Source organism: Desulfosarcina sp. BuS5 (genome assembly GCF_028752835.1).
Taxonomy (GTDB): domain Bacteria; phylum Desulfobacterota; class Desulfobacteria; order Desulfobacterales; family BuS5; genus BuS5.
The window spans coordinates 2,272,542-2,290,959 of sequence record NZ_CP087952.1 but is presented as its reverse complement, the minus strand read 5'-3'; the positions used below and the strand labels follow the sequence as shown (position 1 = coordinate 2,290,959).

Annotated in this window: 13 protein-coding genes, 5 tRNA genes and 2 pseudogenes; 16 read left to right on the top strand and 4 right to left on the bottom strand. The window is 40.1% G+C overall.

All coding sequences use genetic code 11. From position 1 onward, the window contains the following. Positions 1 to 347: 347 nt before the first annotated feature. Positions 348 to 488, bottom strand: coding sequence for a hypothetical protein (locus tag BuS5_RS11285; RefSeq protein WP_157487491.1), 141 nt, complete (start codon positions 486 to 488; stop codon positions 348 to 350). Between the two features lie 453 nt (positions 489 to 941). Here BuS5_RS11285 and BuS5_RS11280 point away from each other — a divergent pair, with 453 nt between their 5' ends. Together BuS5_RS11280 and BuS5_RS11275 are read left to right on the top strand one after the other, a co-directional pair. Next, positions 942 to 2,303 carry a TrkH family potassium uptake protein gene (locus tag BuS5_RS11280; protein WP_027355055.1) on the top strand — a complete coding sequence of 454 codons (1,362 nt, stop codon included), beginning with the start codon at positions 942 to 944 and terminating at the stop codon, positions 2,301 to 2,303. Positions 2,304 to 2,317: 14 nt separating this feature from the next. Then, a complete protein-coding gene (locus tag BuS5_RS11275; protein ID WP_035266597.1) occupies positions 2,318 to 2,968 on the top strand; it encodes a potassium channel family protein in 651 nt (216 codons plus the stop codon). Positions 2,969 to 3,799: 831 nt separating this feature from the next. Here the strand turns inward: BuS5_RS11275 and BuS5_RS11270 are convergent. From BuS5_RS11270 to BuS5_RS11260, 3 genes and pseudogenes are all read right to left on the bottom strand, one after another. Beyond that, positions 3,800 to 5,185, bottom strand: a complete 1,386-nt coding sequence (locus BuS5_RS11270) for an IS1380 family transposase (RefSeq protein ID WP_274427665.1) — start codon at positions 5,183 to 5,185, stop codon at positions 3,800 to 3,802. Between the two features lie 475 nt (positions 5,186 to 5,660). After that, positions 5,661 to 6,206, bottom strand: a pseudogene (locus BuS5_RS11265) (IS4 family transposase); the annotation flags it as partial. 238 nt (positions 6,207 to 6,444) lie between these two features. Further along, positions 6,445 to 7,248: pseudogene (locus BuS5_RS11260) on the bottom strand (IS4 family transposase); the annotation flags it as partial. Positions 7,249 to 7,801: 553 nt separating this feature from the next. Here BuS5_RS11260 and BuS5_RS11255 point away from each other — a divergent pair. From BuS5_RS11255 to rpoB, 14 genes are all read left to right on the top strand, one after another. After that, positions 7,802 to 7,877, top strand: a tRNA-Thr gene (locus tag BuS5_RS11255). A gap of 111 nt (positions 7,878 to 7,988) precedes the next feature. Next, positions 7,989 to 8,073 (top strand) — tRNA-Tyr (locus tag BuS5_RS11250). Between the two features lie 169 nt (positions 8,074 to 8,242). Then, a tRNA-Gly gene (locus BuS5_RS11245) sits at positions 8,243 to 8,318 on the top strand. 75 nt (positions 8,319 to 8,393) lie between these two features. Beyond that, positions 8,394 to 8,470 (top strand) — tRNA-Thr (locus tag BuS5_RS11240). Between the two features lie 162 nt (positions 8,471 to 8,632). After that, positions 8,633 to 9,826, top strand: coding sequence for an elongation factor Tu (gene tuf / locus BuS5_RS11235; protein WP_027354284.1), 1,194 nt, complete (start codon positions 8,633 to 8,635; stop codon positions 9,824 to 9,826). A 28-nt stretch (positions 9,827 to 9,854) separates the two neighbouring features. Next, a complete protein-coding gene (gene rpmG / locus BuS5_RS11230) occupies positions 9,855 to 10,004 on the top strand; it encodes a 50S ribosomal protein L33 (protein ID WP_084446211.1) in 150 nt (49 codons plus the stop codon). 297 nt (positions 10,005 to 10,301) lie between these two features. Further along, positions 10,302 to 10,377 (top strand) — tRNA-Trp (locus BuS5_RS11225). 162 nt (positions 10,378 to 10,539) lie between these two features. Next, entirely contained in the window at positions 10,540 to 10,902 is a 363-nt protein-coding gene (gene secE / locus BuS5_RS11220) for a preprotein translocase subunit SecE (protein ID WP_084446209.1), read from the top strand. A 20-nt stretch (positions 10,903 to 10,922) separates the two neighbouring features. Beyond that, positions 10,923 to 11,450: a transcription termination/antitermination protein NusG gene (gene nusG / locus BuS5_RS11215; protein ID WP_027354689.1), complete on the top strand. Its 528-nt coding sequence runs from the start codon at positions 10,923 to 10,925 to the stop codon at positions 11,448 to 11,450. Between the two features lie 18 nt (positions 11,451 to 11,468). After that, positions 11,469 to 11,894 carry a 50S ribosomal protein L11 gene (gene rplK, locus BuS5_RS11210; protein ID WP_027354688.1) on the top strand — a complete coding sequence of 142 codons (426 nt, stop codon included), beginning with the start codon at positions 11,469 to 11,471 and terminating at the stop codon, positions 11,892 to 11,894. Positions 11,895 to 12,038: 144 nt separating this feature from the next. Continuing rightward, on the top strand, positions 12,039 to 12,743 hold the full coding sequence (gene rplA / locus BuS5_RS11205) for a 50S ribosomal protein L1 (protein WP_027354687.1): 705 nt from the start codon (positions 12,039 to 12,041) through the stop codon (positions 12,741 to 12,743). Between the two features lie 427 nt (positions 12,744 to 13,170). Continuing rightward, a complete protein-coding gene (gene rplJ / locus BuS5_RS11200) occupies positions 13,171 to 13,695 on the top strand; it encodes a 50S ribosomal protein L10 (RefSeq protein ID WP_027354686.1) in 525 nt (174 codons plus the stop codon). Between the two features lie 58 nt (positions 13,696 to 13,753). After that, a complete protein-coding gene (gene rplL / locus BuS5_RS11195; protein WP_027354685.1) occupies positions 13,754 to 14,137 on the top strand; it encodes a 50S ribosomal protein L7/L12 in 384 nt (127 codons plus the stop codon). A 156-nt stretch (positions 14,138 to 14,293) separates the two neighbouring features. After that, a complete protein-coding gene (gene rpoB, locus BuS5_RS11190; protein WP_027354684.1) occupies positions 14,294 to 18,418 on the top strand; it encodes a DNA-directed RNA polymerase subunit beta in 4,125 nt (1,374 codons plus the stop codon).

Sequence of the window (18,418 nt, the reverse complement as noted above, 5' to 3'; positions counted from 1 at the left end):
TTTCAGAGACACTTTTTAATCACCTGCATTGTTTTGTAGGGACTACCCAAATTTAATCAAAACCAGGTTAATGTTTTACATGACAAAACGCTCGAATAACATAAAACACCTTTTCAAGTTTACAAATTATATCCAGTCCGTTATATAATCCCCATAGAGAATCAACGTGTAAGCAAAAATCCATCGGCTCAGTTCAATAACATTTTATCAATCATCCCTTTATGTTAAACAACGAAAATATTGTTTTCGGATTTTAGAGTTTTGCAACTTGACAGTCTTTGCCTACACCGGGACGATTGATAAAACGCTATTCGTTGTAAACCTTCTCGCAGGCTTAATTTTGAGTTTTATTTTTCACTGTCTGTTTTGATAACAGCCGTTGCCGGCATTTGCCGGTTATCGCTTTTGCCGGCGTTTTTTGTTGCTTTTTTGGACGTCAGACTCGGCAAGCATTTTACAGGTTTCACTGTTTCAGCACCCGGCGACATCCCGCCTTGCTTTTTGTGGCTTTTTTGGTAAAATCAACATATCGCATCAACAAACATTGTTGCAGAATGCTGAAAACAGCAGTTTTCGCTTTGGCAATCGTTTTTTTATTGTCATTATTCCAGCATCCGGTTGCATTTCGTCTCGCTTTCTGTAACTATTTCTAAAGGCGTTGCTTATTGTTTTAACTGGTTATGCTGCAAGCGCCGGCAAACAGCGGTGTGTTCGTCAACTTTGCATTATTTGCAAGCGTTTAATTACGCTTCCTCAAATCCGGTTGCTTTACAAAAAGCAGGTTGTCGCGACCAGGGAGGGGTTTACAACAAAACACTATACCCGACCGCCAACCGCGGCGTTTTTTTTTAAACGCTCTCTTCCGCATAAATGTTGTCGTTTGCGGAAGGCTTTTTTCCGCATGTTGGCGGCCGGTGAGTTCATCGTTCGATTTACATCCTATGAATAAAAATATTAATAAACTCTTCGCCCCAATATCATTGCCCATTATTTTTTTTATAGCGGCAATAATCGCCGGAACTATTCTTCTGCATGGATCGTTTAGCAATCAATCAACTGAAATTTCATGGATTGACGCGTTTTTTACGGCGACATCAGCTATCTGCGTAACGGGGTTGACCGTTGTCGACACGGGCAACATATTTACTCAAACTGGCCAGACAATCCTTCTGTTTCTCATCCAGCTTGGCGGACTTGGCATAATGACGTTTTCCAGCTTTGCCTTTTACTTGGTGAAAAAAAAGGTATCCCTCACGGATCGTATTACAGTCGGACAAAATCTCCTTTATGACTCAAAATTTCATTTAGGGAAATTTCTTGTTCAACTAATAGCTGTAACTTTAAGCATTGAGGTTATTGGGGCGCTTATACTTATTGTCTTGGAACCGTACAATTTTTCACCATTTTCCGCCCTATTTCATTCAATTTCCGCTTTCTGCAATGCGGGCTTTTCGTTATACTCAGACAGCCTGACTCGCTTCAAAGGTGATTGGCCTGTCAACCTGACGTTTATGGCCCTTATTATTTTAGGGGGAGTCGGCTTTGCCGTAATCGTTGAGGGAAAATCCATTCTATGGTCACTTTTGAAAAGAAAGGGCCGTGGGATAAAAAGTAGTTGGCATTTTGAAATAGTTATTAAGACTTCTTTTTTTCTCGTTGGGATCGGCTGGCTGTATCTCTATTTCGCGGAATTTATAAGCTATAAAAAATATTTACCATTTCATGAAGCGGCACTAACGTCTCTCTTTCAGTCTGTAACATGCAGAACAGCTGGCTTTAATAGTCTGGATATATCCAGCATGACAAATGCCTCCCTCGTTTTCATGATTTTTTTAATGTTTGTTGGTGGAGCACCAGGTTCCTGTGCTGGGGGGATCAAGGTTACCACATTTCGTGCCCTTTCAGGATTTATTTGGAACCAGATCAAAGGAAGAGAACAGGTTGTTATTGGAAACTATGCTGTCGATAAAGAATCAATAAACAAATCATTAACACTTTTGTTTTTCTCGTTGGTAATCATTTTCGGATGTGTCATCGCCCTGGATTTCACCGAAGGCGGAGATATACCCCATGCACAGGATAGAGGGTACTTTCTTGAAATTTTATTTGAAGCAGTCTCGGCATTCGGTACAGTTGGGTTGAGCGCTGGACTGACAGCCAACCTGTCACCAATTGGCAAAATTATTGTCATTTTTTTGATGTTTGTAGGCCGCCTCGGTCCTCTTGTCCTTTTAGGATCGTTGCAATCATTTAGAACAAAACTTGTATACTCAAGGCCGGAAGAAAAACTATCTATCGGTTAATGTTGGGTGCATATATGAAATTACAAATCGGTATCATAGGTTTAGGTAAATTTGGTTTGAAGTTTGGCCAATACTTAATTTCTCTTGGAGATGAAGTCTTAGGTGTGGACAATGATCTGGATAAAGTGAAATCTGCCCAGAACATTCTCACACAGGTCTACCAAGCTGATGCCATGAACAGGGAGGCACTGAGACAAATTCGTATTCATGATTTGCAGCACGTCTTAATCAGCGTTGGTGATTCTATTGCTGCAAGCATAATGATTACTATGTACTTGAAGGAGTTGGGTGTACCGAGAGTCTGGGTGAAAGCAATTCATAAAGATCATGAAAAATTACTACACAAAATAGGGGCTGACGAAGTAGTTATTCCTGAGTATATGGCGGCAAAACAAATAGCAAGCCGTATAGCGATGCCGGGATTTATTGAATATCTAACATTTGACAAAACTGTGGCAGTGAAAGAGTTTTCAGTCAAACAATGGGTTGGAAAAACCCTTAAAGAACTAAACCTTACGAGCACTTTTGGTATTCAAGTCATAGCAATGCGTAGGCACGGAGACAAAAATTATCATTACATACCGAAAGCAGATGATGTGTTTCATGAAGGAGATAGTTTCGTCGCTATTGGTAAAATAGCAGAACTATGGAAAATAACCCCGTAACATACTAAAATGTAAAAATTTTTGTCGAACAAGAGCATACTCGTGCCAAGATAAATCCGAATCGTTGGGATAAGACACAAGGTCTTTGAAACTCGATATTGTTACCAAGTGGGTGCTCGGGAAACAGTCTGTTTCCTTCATCTCTGCAGGGCTTGCTCTGGCATTGATGTTAAGATAGTCCCATCTGACTAAAGACTAACCAGCAGGTCAGTAGCGAAGTCCACAGGCAAAACCGGTAACGGGAGTCTGAAGCTGGATAGAGCAAGATTGCAGGCTCTGTATTGAGCCCCGAAAAATGTATAGTTGTGGTCATTGGATAATTCGCCTTTGGCGGAGAAAGCCGACGCTTTGGATGCAGCGGAAGGCAGCAGTCCTGAATATGCTAAGGCAAGTATTCAGGACACCACCGGGGTCTTAGACCAGGGCATGTTCTCAGAGGGGTAGCTCGGGAACTTGGGAGATCCGGATGTTTCCTTGGGTAAAAGAACGGTAACAGGATATCCAGCATAAGCGAAATCCCGGCGTTGCATAGGAGAGTCCAGCCATGCAACGAGTCTGCTTATGGCAGAAACACAAACACCTAAATTGAGCGGTTTTAAGATCGAATCGTATTCTATAATGTAAAACACTCCACTTGAGCATCGTTTTTAAGCCAAAATATTTTTTTCGGTAAACGGATGGCGTATTATTTCAGCAAGACTTGAAAAAATTCGAAAATTGCAACAATCAGGCACTTTTTTTTGAATTTAGCGGCATTCATGCTAAATTTTGAGTATAGCTCACCATAGGTTGTTCAATTATTATTGTATATTGGAAATGGAGAAATGAATTTTAAATCAGGATGGGAGATGGATTCTGGCAATTGGCCCATAGTTTATCAAACTTAATGGCTTGCATAACAGATTGAGATAGCTTTAAAGTGATCATATGACTTTTTTTTACAATTTTAGCTCCTATATCGACTATCTTGCGGCGTACAGATGTGGCATAACTTCTTATAGGTATTACTTCTGCTGTCACGTCTTCTTTGAAGGTTTCAAACAGGAAAAAAGAAATCAGCATGCAGTAGTAAAATGCGGAATTTGGACCAAATTTTTTAAAGGGTAATTGCTCGAAATCAAAATCTTTGAATCCTCGATGAGCAAGTTCATCTGCGCCACACTGATGATAGCTGTTGATAATCGCCTCGGGGATGAGCCAGTACTGCCGTCTCTCTTCGGTGCAATTTTTCAGCACTTTATCATTAATACCGATATTGGTAAGAATGACATTGTCCGGGCGGGCAAAATCAAGCAGTATTTGTTTACCTTCATAAAGACAGCGAGTGTAAAATGTCCGATAAAAACGTTTCCATTTGTCGCACCGAAAACCGAACTCTAAAAATGACCACGTCTGCTCTTTGATATTATATGAGTCCCAATCGGAATTTGCCGCATTGCTGGCCTGTTGTTTGACCCCAGCATACATTTTCCCACTGGCAATAAATCCAATATTGAGTTCATCAAAGGCTGCAAAATTTTTTTTGTCAAAAAAGCCACTATCGCAACGCAGGATTATCGTTACAGTTTTACTGTAGTCGCTACGAATAAGATTCACCAGGCCAATTATCATGTTGACAACGGTATCGCCAAAGTTGCCATTTTTGCTTCCGCCCCTGAAGATGGCATCAACAATTTTGCCGTTCCAGATGATCTGTAGGGGATGAAACCCTTTCTTTTTTTTGTAGGTGGGCTGAACACCTTGTCGTTTTTTGGCGTCATCATTGTCCATCACCATCGAATCAATATATAGTACTATTTCATCGGGCTTTATGATGTTTAAGCGCCAAATAAACATCGTACGAAGCACCCAGCGGAAGTGATTGGCAAACCACCAACCAAAAGTTTGAAAAAATCGCTTAATCATGTGAGATGATGCCATCTGTGAAGTTGTTGTTTCTATTGCACCTGCATAACCTTTGTCATTTTTTAATTGATCAAAGTATGTCAAATGGCGAGATGTTCCATCAAAAAAGAAACAAAAAATTTGCTTGAACAAAATCCAAACGGAGAGTCCTTTAGAGCTTTTACGCATAAATCCAAATTTCGTATTCAGAATGTCCAAAATACCAGTCATCTCAAGATAGCGGCTAAACAATACCAAGCCTCCCCTGCCAGTAATAGTGTCAGTCGTCGTATCAATTTTGTTTATTCTTTGTGAACTGCGGGCTTTTTTCATGTTAATTTCTCTTCAATTATGAATTAAATTCATTCTCCAGTATTTGATACAACAATATATCACAAAAGAAAAAAAGTGCAAGCCTAAAATATAAAATTTAGCTTAATTTTCAGTGAGTTGCCAGGAAGTAATTTAAAAATAATTGCACTATATGGGAAAAAAATTACATCACCCGTTGGGTGAATAAAAAAATGAACTTAATAAATTGATAACTTTTTGATAATTAAGACTTTTATGGAAAAATTATCTCTCATTGATGTTGGAAATCGCTCAACTTAGGTTGTAAGCAATCGCTATGCAAATTGATTTTGCAGAACGGGCTTGATTTCATTCTTGTTTGCAAACCCGATTCTCATAAAACCCTTTACCAATGGGTTGAAGAACTTGATGGCCTGCAAGCTGTTGAAACGGTAGTGGAAAAAAGGTGGACAGGCAAAACCCATCATATCGATACTCAACTTTCGGAGGAGCAAATTCACCTCCATTCCCCCTCCAATTGGGGCATTGGGCTATTATTAAGGCCGAAATATGCAATAGCTTCCCCCATTATCAGGTCGAGAATGGAGTTTATAACCCTCTCAGATAAATTATGAGCATTGCGTAGTGCAGCCATGGCCAGTTGCATTATCCTCTTCAGGGCATCAATGAAAGTTATGCTGGACAATTCTTCATTGCAGGCTCTGAATAAATCTCCAAAAGACCGCTGGGCAACGCTTTCTCTTTGGAACAGGCTCAATATATTGTATCTGGCCATTACCAGGGAAGTGTGTCCGATTAAACCATCATAGTTCCGGATTTGAATTTCTTTGACCAGTTTCAGATATTGCTTGCACATTTTAAAAAATACTTCAATGTCACAGCGTTTGCCGTATAGCCTTATTATTTCTTCATCAGCTATGGAAATATCTGTTGATAAAAGAGCGAGCCAACCTCGTTTTTTGTCACAGGGGACAAAAATGATTCTTGCTTTGTTCCCGTCAGACAATGTGACAAAAACACTGGCTTTGATTTTGGCCTTTCCTCTTTTTTTCGTAACCGTTCACGGTTACAAGCGGCATAATTTCCTGTTTATAAATTGAATCTCAGGCCATCAACGTAAGGCGGGACAGCTACTTTGGTGGATTCGTCGCTTACGCTCCTTAATCCACCCTACGGTTCAAGAGCAACGTAAGTTTGTAGGGTGGATTAAGCGAAGCGAATCAACCGAAACCTGCTATATTTTTCAACCGTTGACTGTGAACCTATAACCGTGAACGGTTACTTTTTTTCTTTAGCTTGCCATAGAGGTCTTTCAACCGGAGTTTCTTCCCATTGTACTCATAGAGCCAGTTGGGGTGGTCCTTAAGCATGCAGATAATATGGATATGATTGCGAAGGGTTGAGATAACCGAAGGCATTGAAAACCAACTATCCATTGCAAGGTACTTCGCCTGGACACCAATCTTAATGGCACTTTTGACCATTGGTTCCAATAACTTTGTAGATTTTGTTATCGCTTCTTTGCGGCGTTGATAGCCACATGTTCGTTTATCAATACCGGGATTAATTTCATTGTAGCAATTTTTTTCTTTTGCTGATGACAACAGGGCAAAATCAATTCCAAGGAAACTGTTCCCGTCAGACCAGCCAAGAGTCAGCAACCTGAATCCTTTTAAATATTTGCTGGTTGAATGATCAAATACACGAGAAAGAAGCTCAACTTTTTTGGAACGGCTTCTGTCGTATGTCGAATCATCAAAAATGAGAACTTCTTCGTAAGAATCATTCAAAAGATTTTTAATGAGAAAATAAATCCGGCTACTAAGAAGAAGTGTGAAACGTCGCCAGTTGTATGTGGATGAGTTCAAAAAATTATACACAGCATCTTTGCCGACAGCTATTTTTTTATTCCGCACTACACCTTCAAAGAAGTTTTTACCAATAAATGCCAGGTTGAAGACAATGAAGAACAATTCCAGAGGAGATGCGCCTTTGGTTTTGCTTATACCTGATTTGTTGAGCATGCTTCCAACTTTTAACCTGGAAAAGTACTCACCAAAAATTCCGAGTTTATCAGTGTTTATGGTTTGATCTTGTTGCTATATCAGGGTATTATTCATTTTGACAAGTCTCCTATCTTTGATTTGTTTGTTTTTGGATAAAACACATATCATAGATAGTAAATTTTATCAATATTTTTAATTATTTCAATCTGTTAAATTCGTTGTCTTTAAGAAATATTAACCCCGAAAGTTGAGATATTAATTTAATAGGGAAATTAAAATCAACGATATTAAAGACTGCATCGTCTCGTTTACATTGAAATTTTTCGCTTGCTTCTTTAGTTGCGTCAGTATATTTTATATACATAGCTTGATTAGGTATTTTGATGAAAATCAATTAATTGAAATAGGCTAATTTTGCTGTATCAAGTAGAGGTTTATTTGTGTCGAACTTTTTAGATTTTCTTTGTTTATTGTGCCGTTTTTGTTTCAGCGGTTGAAGCAATGATCAACCTAAAAAATCTATTTTTTTGTATTTTTTACTTGATAAAATAAAAAAGAGGCATTATACTATCTAATTTTAATTGAGGTGTATGGTTTTCGTTCAGTCAATAGATATGCTTATGGCGTTTGCGCCAGAGTAGCTCAGTTGGTAGAGCGCCTCACTTGTAATGAGGATGTCGCGGGTTCGACTCCTGTCTCTGGCTCCATATATCAAAATGAGGTATTTGAAAAAGGCTCAACCTTAGTCAAGTTTAAAAGGAAAAAGATTTAAACCTGACATTGAATTGGGTTGCTTGGAAAGGTTTCAAAATATTATTGGTGGGGTTCCCGAGTGGTCAAAGGGAACAGACTGTAAATCTGTCGGCGACGCCTTCGGAGGTTCAAATCCTCCCCCCACCACCACTAAGCGAGTCTTCTGTAGGAGATTTATTATTTTATTATGATCGTTTATAACTACGTGGCTTTCTTCATTAATCTTACTATACTTTATGATAGAATGTAATTGTTAGTTGCCTTCTCGTTCTGCTTTAACTGGATGAAATATAAACATTTGATAAGTTTTTTTATATAAGCGGGAGTAGCTCAGCTGGTAGAGCTCTAGCCTTCCAAGCTGGAGGTCGCGAGTTCGAATCTCGTCTCCCGCTCCATTTGTTTATTTCAGCCTGTTAGTTTCTCAGACAGATTACCAGTAAGCTTAAGTTATAGTATAAGTTCTATGTTTCGCCCACGTAGCTCAGTCGGTAGAGCGCTTCCTTGGTAAGGAAGAGGTTCACCGGTTCGATTCCGGTCGTGGGCTCCATTTTGATTAGTCGTACGATTTTTATTATTTCAAGGTTCTTTATTTATTTATTTTAAGTATTAAACAAAACTTATTTTGATGGAAAATGAATTTAGCGTCAGCCAGGAAATAGCCATTTGAGGGCGGGCACAAATTAAAGAACTTTAATGGAGGGTATTAGAGATGGCAAAGGAAAAGTATGAGAGGACCAAGCCGCACGTCAATGTTGGTACAATAGGGCATATAGATCATGGCAAGACGACATTGACTGCAGCAATAACAAAACATAATGGCCTAAAAGGTCTGGCTGATTTTGTTCCGTTTGATCAGATAGACAAGGCGCCTGAAGAGAAGGAGCGCGGGATAACGATAGCTACTGCACATGTTGAGTATGAGACGTCGAACCGTCATTATGCCCATGTTGATTGTCCTGGTCATGCTGATTATATAAAGAATATGATAACCGGAGCCGCTCAAATGGACGGGGCTATACTGGTGGTCGGGGCTGATGACGGTCCCATGCCTCAGACCCGGGAGCATATATTGTTAGCCCGTCAGGTGGGTGTCCCCAGCATAGTGGTATTTCTGAACAAGTGTGATATGGTTGATGATGAAGAGCTTGTAGAGTTGGTGGAGCTTGAGTTGCGGGAGTTACTGGACAAGTATGACTTTCCTGGAGATGATACTCCGATAATACGCGGCAGCGCATTAAAGGCTCTAGAGAGCGACGATCCTGACGGTGAAGAAGCTAAATGTATATTTGAGTTAATGGATGCTATAGACACATTTATAGCGGAGCCTAAGCGAGACATAGACAAGCCGTTTTTGATGCCCGTAGAGGACGTCTTCAGTATATCCGGTCGCGGTACGGTAGTAACCGGCAGGGTAGAGCGTGGAATAATCAAAGTAGGTGATGATGTAGAGATCATAGGTATACGGGACACTTTGAAGACAGTCTGCACTGGTGTGGAGATGTTCAGGAAGCTTCTTGATCAGGGTCAGGCCGGAGACAACATAGGTGTCTTGATAAGAGGCACAAAGCGTGAAGAAGTAGAGCGCGGTCAGGTAGTAGCTGTACCTGGATCTATTACGCCGCATACGAAGTTTAAAGCGGAAGTTTATATATTGAGCAAAGAGGAAGGTGGCAGGCACACGCCGTTTTTCAGCGGATATCGTCCGCAGTTTTATTTCAGGACAACGGATGTTACCGGGATATTGACATTACCCGAGGGAGTGGAGATGGTCATGCCTGGTGATAATGTGACGATAACGGCTGAGTTGATAACACCCATAGCGATGGAGGCGGAGTTAAGGTTTGCCATCAGAGAAGGCGGTCGTACCGTTGGCGCAGGTGTTGTAAGCGAAGTGATCGAATAGAAAAAAATATTATATAGAGGATCCGCTGGTGAGAATTATTACTACTCTTGCATGTACTGAGTGCAAACAGAGAAACTATACTACCACTAAGAATAAGCGCACTACACCTGATAAGCTGCAATTTAATAAATATTGCAAATTTTGCAGGAAACATACTAGTCATAAAGAGATGAAATAGTGGCAGAACGAAAAAAAGAAATTTATTCCAGGGTCACGGAAGACGATAAAATTTTAAATCAGTTTTAACCTTCTGAATACATTAAGTATTTTGAGGGTTAAAACTTGAGCCTGACGCAGAAATTGGGAGAATTAGCAGTTTTAGTTCAGTTTCTAAATAGTCACTTCCGGAAATATAGATTGTCAGATAATAAATTTCACAAGGCCAGAGGAGGAAGGCGTATTGTAATACTCCAACGACCGATAACGCAGTGAAATTATTTATGTGACAATCTATAGATCATTTGGAAGCATTTGCAGGCCAGTAGCTCTAACGGCAGAGCACCGGACTCCAAATCCGGGTGTTGGGGGTTCGAATCCCTCCTGGCCTGCCAATTTTTTTAACGCCTTAACTCTATAGATTCTATAGAGTTAAAGTAGGCCAAAGTGTATATAAATGATAGAAAGCTTTCAAGTTACCTGGCCTTATAGCCTTTCAGCGTTTTGTCATATATGTGGATTTTTCTTAAGTTAATGACATTGAGGTTAGAATTATAATGGGACGGTTGCAGAAAAAGAAAACATCACATGTAAAAACAAAAAAGAAAAAAAAGGGATCTACGCCTGGATTATCAGAGGCTACAAATAACCCTGCAGCAATTTTAAGAAAAGAGCGGAATATATCTATCAATAGATCTTTGACTAAAAAAGTTCCTTCGGAAGGTAAGCTTGCTGTAAAATTGAATAAAGGTTTGCAGTTTCTAAGGGAAGTCAATGTTGAACTTAAAAAGGTCACTTGGCCTACAAGAAAGCAAACAGTTGGATTGTCAGTGGTGGTTATAGTACTGGTTTTGATAATATCTTTATTTCTTGGGTTAATCGATATCGGTTTATCAAGTCTTATTCGTCTTATTCTTTAGTAGAATGAGGAGAAAAAATAATGGCCTTTAAATGGTATATTATTCATGTTTATTCAGGGTTTGAAACTAAAGTTATTACAGCCTTGAAGGAGCGAATTGCCTCATCTTCTCACCCTGAAAAATTTGATAAAGTTCTTCTCCCTACTGAAGAGATTGTTGAACTTGTCAAAGGCAAAAGGAAGACTTCATCCAGAAAGTTTTATCCCGGATATATACTTGCTAGAATGGAGCTTGATCAGGAGACTTGGCATATTGTCAATAATACACCAAAAATCAGTGGATTTCTTGGTGGCAGAGAGACCCCTACACCTATTTCAGATGTGGAGGCTGAAAATATATTGAATAGGATGGAGGTCGGCAAACTTCAGCCTAAGCCTAAGTACTATTTTGAGTCGGGCGATGATGTGCGTGTAATTGACGGACCCTTTAATGGTTTTACAGGAATTGTTGAAGAAGTAAATTCTGAAAAGGGAAAGATAAAGGTTTTGGTTAGTATATTCGGCCGCGCGACACCAGTAGAGTTAGATTTTGTACAGGTTACAAAGTGATAAGGAGTAAGAATTAAAATGGCTAAAAAAATTATTGCAATGATAAAACTGCAGGTTACGGCGGGTAAAGCCAACCCTTCCCCTCCAATAGGTCCGGCACTTGGGCAGCATGGTGTAAATATTATGGATTTCTGTAAAGCATTCAATGCTAGAACTGCAGATAACGATGGTATGATAATACCTGTTGTTATAACTGTATATCAAGACAGAACCTTTACTTTTATCACCAAAACGCCCCCAGCTTCTGTTTTACTTAAAAAGGCGGCAAAAATAGCTAAAGGCGCTGCTGATCCGAAACGTGACAGAGTCGGTAAGGTGACCATAAAACAGGTAGAAGATATTGCCAATATGAAGATGGTTGATTTAAATGCCAATGATTTGGGTGCAGCATGTAGAATCATTAAGGGTACTGCAAGAAGTATGGGGATAGAAGTCGGTAAATGATAGACTTCCAACTAAATGATTTCATTGCGTTATCGGTCAAAACCTTAGGTCAGCGTACTGCAAGTACGATTCCTTCAGGTTTTTTTCCTTTAGCATTGTAATTAATTATTGGAAAATCTATAGGAAAGGAGTGATTGAGAGAAGATGCCTAAGCGTGGTAAAAAGTACTTGGAATCGATAAAAAAAGTAGATGCCGAGGCAAGGTATAATTTTGATGAAGGCGTAAAGTCTTCGATAGATTTGTCTTATGCCAAATTTGATGAATCTGTTGATATTGCTGTCCGTCTTGGAGTTGATCCCAGACATGCCGATCAGATGGTTCGCGGAACAGTAGTTTTACCAAATGGAATTGGCAGGGATGTTAAAGTTTTAGTTTTTGCTAAAGGTGAGAAAGAGAAAGAAGCTCTTGATGCCGGAGCGGATTTTGTCGGCAATGATGATATGGCTGAAAAAATTAAAGGCGGGTGGTTTGGTTTTGATAAAGCTGTTGCCACACCGGATATGATGGGTTCTGTAGGAAAAATTGGAAGAATTCTAGGGCCAAGAGGTCTCATGCCTAATGCAAAAACAGGGACCGTAACGTTTGATGTTGCTAAAGCCGTCAAGGAACTTAAAGCCGGAAAAATTGATTTCAGAGTGGAAAAAACCGGAATTGTACATGCGACTGTAGGCAAAGTATCTTTTGGTGTAGAAAAGCTGGTTCAGAATATAGCCGCTTTTATAGAAACAATACTTCGCCTTAAACCGGCTTCAAGCAAGGGGACCTATATAAAAGGCATTGTCATATCAACAACTATGGGACCGGGCATTAAAGTAGATACGGCCAATATAAAGGATTTATTCAAATAGTGGTTTTCCATTAAAAAATATAAGTGCCAATTATATTCAGAATAGAAAAAATCTTATTGCACAAAATTTAAGGGATATTTTACCAATAATAGAGCGCTTTAAGATTTTTTTTGTTTTTATATATTTACACAAATTAATTTCACTGCGTTATCGGTCAAAACCTTCGGTCAATGTATTACTCATACGCCTACCTAAGGTTTTTCCATCTATTCTTGTGAAATTAATTATCTGAAAAGATAAGATCTATCAAAGACCGTAGGTACACTTTTGGTTGAAAATATCGTGTTTAATCGGTAAAACCGGCCCGCATAGATAGTATAGAACTGAAATAATAGAGATTTGTTGTAATCACTTATTCCTTTTCTTAATTAATCAAGAGTTGTCCTCCAATTGTAGTATATTAATGAAAGGAGGTGTTATTCAGGCCATGAAATTGGAAGAAAAGAAACAGATTGTTCAAGATCTGCATGAGAAATTTTTAAAATTTCAGGTTGTAATCTTGACAGATTATAAAGGACTTGATGTCACTAAGCTCAATACCTTACGAAGGCAGTTAAGAGAGGTTGATTCAGAATATAGGGTAGTTAAAAATTCGCTTCTTGTAAGAGCTTGTGAAAATACGGAAGTTGAGTTGATAAAGGATTCTTTTACCGGTCCAAGCGCGATAGCTTACAGTTATAACGATCCGGTTGCGCCGGCCAAAGTTTTAGCTGCATTTATTAAAGAGCATACCGAACTTGAAATAAAAAATGGCGTTTTGAATGGCAAGGTGCTTGATTTAAACGCTATTAAAGCTTTGTCTGATTTGCCGTCGAGAGAGGTTCTGTTAGGCATGCTCTTGTCGGCTGCTAACGGTGTGCCGACAGCTTTTGTCAGAGCGCTGAACGATGTTCCCATAAAGATGTTGAATGTATTACAGGCAATTAAAGATCAAAAAGAAGCTAATGCTTAGTCGTCGGCAAAAAGAATGCTGATTACTATGCTGTTTAACTATTTGGAGGAAATTGATAATGGCAGATATAAAAAAAGATGATGTGATTGAGTTTATAGCTAATATGTCGGTGCTTGAGCTATCTGAGATGGTTAAGGAGATGGAAGAGAAATTCGGTGTCTCAGCTGCAGCCCCGGTTGCCATGATGGCGGCAGGCCCTGCAGATGGAGGAGCGGAGAAGGCTGATGAAAAAACCGAGTTTGATGTTATTTTGACTGCCTTTGGTGATAAAAAGATTCAGGTAATTAAAGAAGTAAGAGCAATTACCGGCCTTGGACTTAAAGATGCCAAGGCGCTTGTGGACGGTGCCCCTGCTCCTGTAAAGGAAGGTATTGCAAAGGATGAAGCGGACAAAATCAAGTCCCAGCTTGAAGATGCGGGAGCACAGATCGAGGTAAAATAGATAGTCTTTGAACGAAAACTGCTAATTTTCGTTCGGGCACTATATAAACTCTTTTTGTGAGTTGTTTCATGTAAATAATGTTTGATCAAGAATCCGGGCATTTTAACCAATATCCGGATTCTGAAAACCTTTCACCAAACTGATTTTGGAGATGCCATGTCGGAAAGCTCTTTGGCAAATAAACGGATTAGGAAAAACTTCGGTAAAATTCCTAAGATTATTGAGATACCTGATCTTATTGGAGTGCAGAAGCAATCTTATAAACGGTTTCTGCAAATGAACGTGCCACCCGAAAAGCGTGAAGATATCGGTATGCAGGCGGTATTTCAATCTGTATTTCCCATAAATGATCTCACCGGAACATCTTCCCTGGAATTTGTTTCGTATAGATTTGTTGATATAAAGAATAGCGTGGAAGAATGTATAAGCAGAGGGATGACATATGAGATACCGATAAGTATTACTGTCAGGCTGGTTGTATATGATCTGGATATTGAAACAGGGGTTTCCAGTATCCGTGATATTAAGGAGCAGGAGGTATATTTCGGAACTATTCCACTTATGACCGAAAAGGGTACATTTGTAATAAATGGAACTGAGCGGGCTGTTGTAAGTCAGCTTCATCGATCATCAGGAGTTTTTTTCAGCCATGATCAGGGAAAAACACATTCAAGCGGGAAGGTTATCTATTCTGCCAGAATAATTCCCGTGCGCGGCTCGTGGATCGATATGGAAATAGACCCTAAAGGTGTCGTTTATATAAGGATAGACAGACGACGCAGATTTCCAATTACTATTCTTTTCAAAGCATTTGGATATACTACCGAAGATATCCTTTCTTATTTCTATCATAAAGAAAAGATTATTGTTCGTGACGAATTTTTTTATAAATCTATCAAAGGGCAATATGACCTGTTGAAGAGCCTTAAGGGTTGGCGAGCCTCTTATGACGTAGAGGATCCCGCAACGGGTGAGGTCTTTGTTAAAGAAGGCCGTCTCTTTACCCAGAAAGCTATCAAGCAGATTAAAGCGGCTGAATTAGATATGATTCAGATTTCCAGGGAAGATATTATTGACAGCGTTTTTGCATCTACCTTGCTTGATCCGGAAACTGATATCCCCATCGTGCGTGCCAATGACCAGGTTAATGATGATCTGCTTGAACGATTGAGGGCGGCAGGAATTAATGAATTTGAACTGCTTGTTATTGATGGAGTAATAGGCAGTGATTCTATGCAAAAGACTCTTTTGCTGGACAAAACCGAGTCAAAACTGGAAGCGCTTATCGAAATTTACAGAAGACTCAGACCTGGAAATCCAGCTACACAGGAGGTTGCTCAGGACTTTGTTGACAAGCTGTTTTTCAGATCCACCTATTATGATCTTTCCGGTGTAGGCCGCATGAAGATTAACCAGCGTCTCGGAATAGGGAGTCTGTCTGATTTAAGGGTGCTGCGAAAAGAAGATATTCTGTGCACAACAAAAGCTCTTATTGATCTTAAGGATACACAGGGAATCGTTGACGATATTGATCATTTGGGTAACCGAAGAATAAGAGCTGTTGGAGAGCTTCTTGAAAATCAGTATCGTATTGGACTTGTCCGCATGGTTCGTGCCATTAAAGAGCGGATGACTCTGCAAGAGGTAGATGCATTAATGCCCCATGACCTTGTTAATCCCAAACCGGTTACGGCTGTGGTAAGAGAGTTTTTCGGAACCAGTCAGCTTTCACAGTTTCTTGATCAAACCAATCCTCTTTCGGAAACAACACATAAACGGAGACTCAGCGCCCTGGGACCGGGGGGGCTAACGCGTGAACGTGCCGGTTTTGAAGTTAGGGATGTACATCCTTCACATTATGGTCGAATATGTCCCATAGAAACTCCCGAGGGTCCGAATATAGGGCTTATCGTATCCCTTAGCACCTATGCCCGTGTGAATGATTACGGTTTTATTGAAACACCATACAGAGTTGTGGAGAACGGTAAAGTTTCAAATACTATAAAGTTTCTGGATGCTTTTGAAGAGAAGGATCATCCCCTGGCACAGGCGAATGCCCCTATTGATGAACATGGATGCTATATCAATCCGCTTGTTACTTCACGTGTTGCCGGTGAGTTTATGATGGTCAAACAAGAAGATATCGAGTTTATGGATATATCTCCTAATCAGCTTGTTAGTATTTCTGCATCTCTTATTCCTTTTTTGGAAAATGATGATGCCAACAGAGCATTAATGGGTTCAAACATGCAGCGCCAGGCGGTTCCGTTGTTAAATGCTTCAGCTCCCCTGGTCGGTACGGGTATTGAAGGTGTTGTGGCTAAAGATTCCGGTGTTACACTGGTGGCAAAACGGGATGGTGTAGTCATATATGTTGATGCTTCTCGTATAATAATAAAGCATGATTTTTTTGAACAGCATGATGGCAAACTTCAGGGTGCTCCTGTTACCATATATAAACTTTCTAAATTTATACGTTCAAATCAGAATACATGTTTTAATCACCGTCCAATAGTAAAAAAAGGTCAAAGGGTAAAGGCCGGAGAAATAATTGCCGATGGATCCGCCACCGAGAAGGGTGAACTTTCCCTTGGCAAGAATGTAATGGCGGCGTTTATGCCTTGGGCGGGATATAACTTTGAAGATTCTATTCTTGTTAGTGAAAGACTTGTAAGGGATGGGGTATATACATCTGTTCACATTGAAGAGTTTGAAGTAGTGGCGCGTGATACAAAAATAGGGAAGGAAGATATTACGCGTGATATACCGAATGTTGGCGAGGAAGCCCTGAGAAATCTTGATGACAGTGGTATTATAAGGCTGGGAGCGGAAGTGGTTCAGGGAGATATTTTAGTCGGAAAAATTACTCCGAAGGGTGAGACGCAGCTTTCTCCGGAAGAAAAACTACTTCGAGCAATATTCGGTGAAAAGGCCGGTGATGTCAAGGATACTTCCCTTCGAGTTCCTCCAGGAGTCGAAGGGATAGTTATTGATGCTAAAGTTTTTTCAAGAAGAGGTATTGATAAAGATGAACGTACCAGCCAGCTTGAGAACAAAGAGATAGCAACCCTTGAGAAAGACAGGGATGATGAGCTTGGAATGCTTGAAGAAGTCGTCAGAATGCGACTTGAGGAATTGCTGGTTGGGCAGAAAAGCCTCTCGCTTGTGCAGCAGAATACGACGGTTTTTATTGCCAAAGACAGCCTCATCGAATCAAGTAATCTGGCCGGAATGCCCTTAACGCTTCTCGATGGCATAATATTGCAGGATCATGAAAGAGCTGAAACTGTATACGATCTTCTGGATCTTTACAAAGAGCAATGTGATAGTTGCAATGATGCTTTTGATAAAAAAGTAAAACAGTATGAAAAAGGTGACGACCTTCCGCCTGGCGTTATTAAAATGATAAAAGTCTATGTGGCGATGAAAAGGAAGCTTTCGGTGGGAGATAAGATGGCAGGCCGGCATGGAAATAAAGGCGTTGTTTCCAGAATTCTTCCTTTGGAGGATCTTCCCTATTTTGAAGATGGTACTCCGGTAGATATGGTGTTGAATCCACTTGGTGTCCCTTCTCGCATGAATGTTGGACAGATTTTGGAAATCCATTTGGGAAGAGCCGCAAAGGGCTTAGGAGATCAGCTCAACAGGCTGCTGGAAAAAAAGAGACTTACCGATCTTAGAGATAAATTAAAACGTATATTTTCCTTAAAGAAGCAAACTGAAATGATAGACAGCTTTGATGACCGGGATTTAATGGATTTTGCTTCCAATTATAAGGATGGTGTTCATATGGCTACTCCTGTTTTTGACGGCGCAAAAGAGAATGAGATAAAGTCTCTTTTGGATGAGGCTGGAATTAGCATTTCAGGTCAGGTGACGCTGTACGACGGTCGAACAGGGGAAGCTTTTAATGAAAAGATAACAGTGGGCGCAATGTATATGTTAAAGCTGCATCATCTTGTTGATGATAAAATACACGCCAGATCCATTGGTCCTTATTCTCTTGTTACTCAGCAGCCTTTGGGTGGAAAGGCTCAGTTCGGAGGCCAGCGGTTTGGGGAGATGGAAGTCTGGGCCATGGAGGCTTATGGGGCTGCTTACGCTTTGCAGGAGTTTTTGACTGTAAAGTCAGATGATATGGCTGGACGAACTCGCATTTATGAGAGGATCGTTAAAGGCCAAAATCTGCTGGAACCTGGAATTCCAGAGTCTTTTAAAGTCCTTACAAAGGAATTGCAGAGTTTGGGCCTGAATGTGACATTGTTGGAGAATGAAAATTAG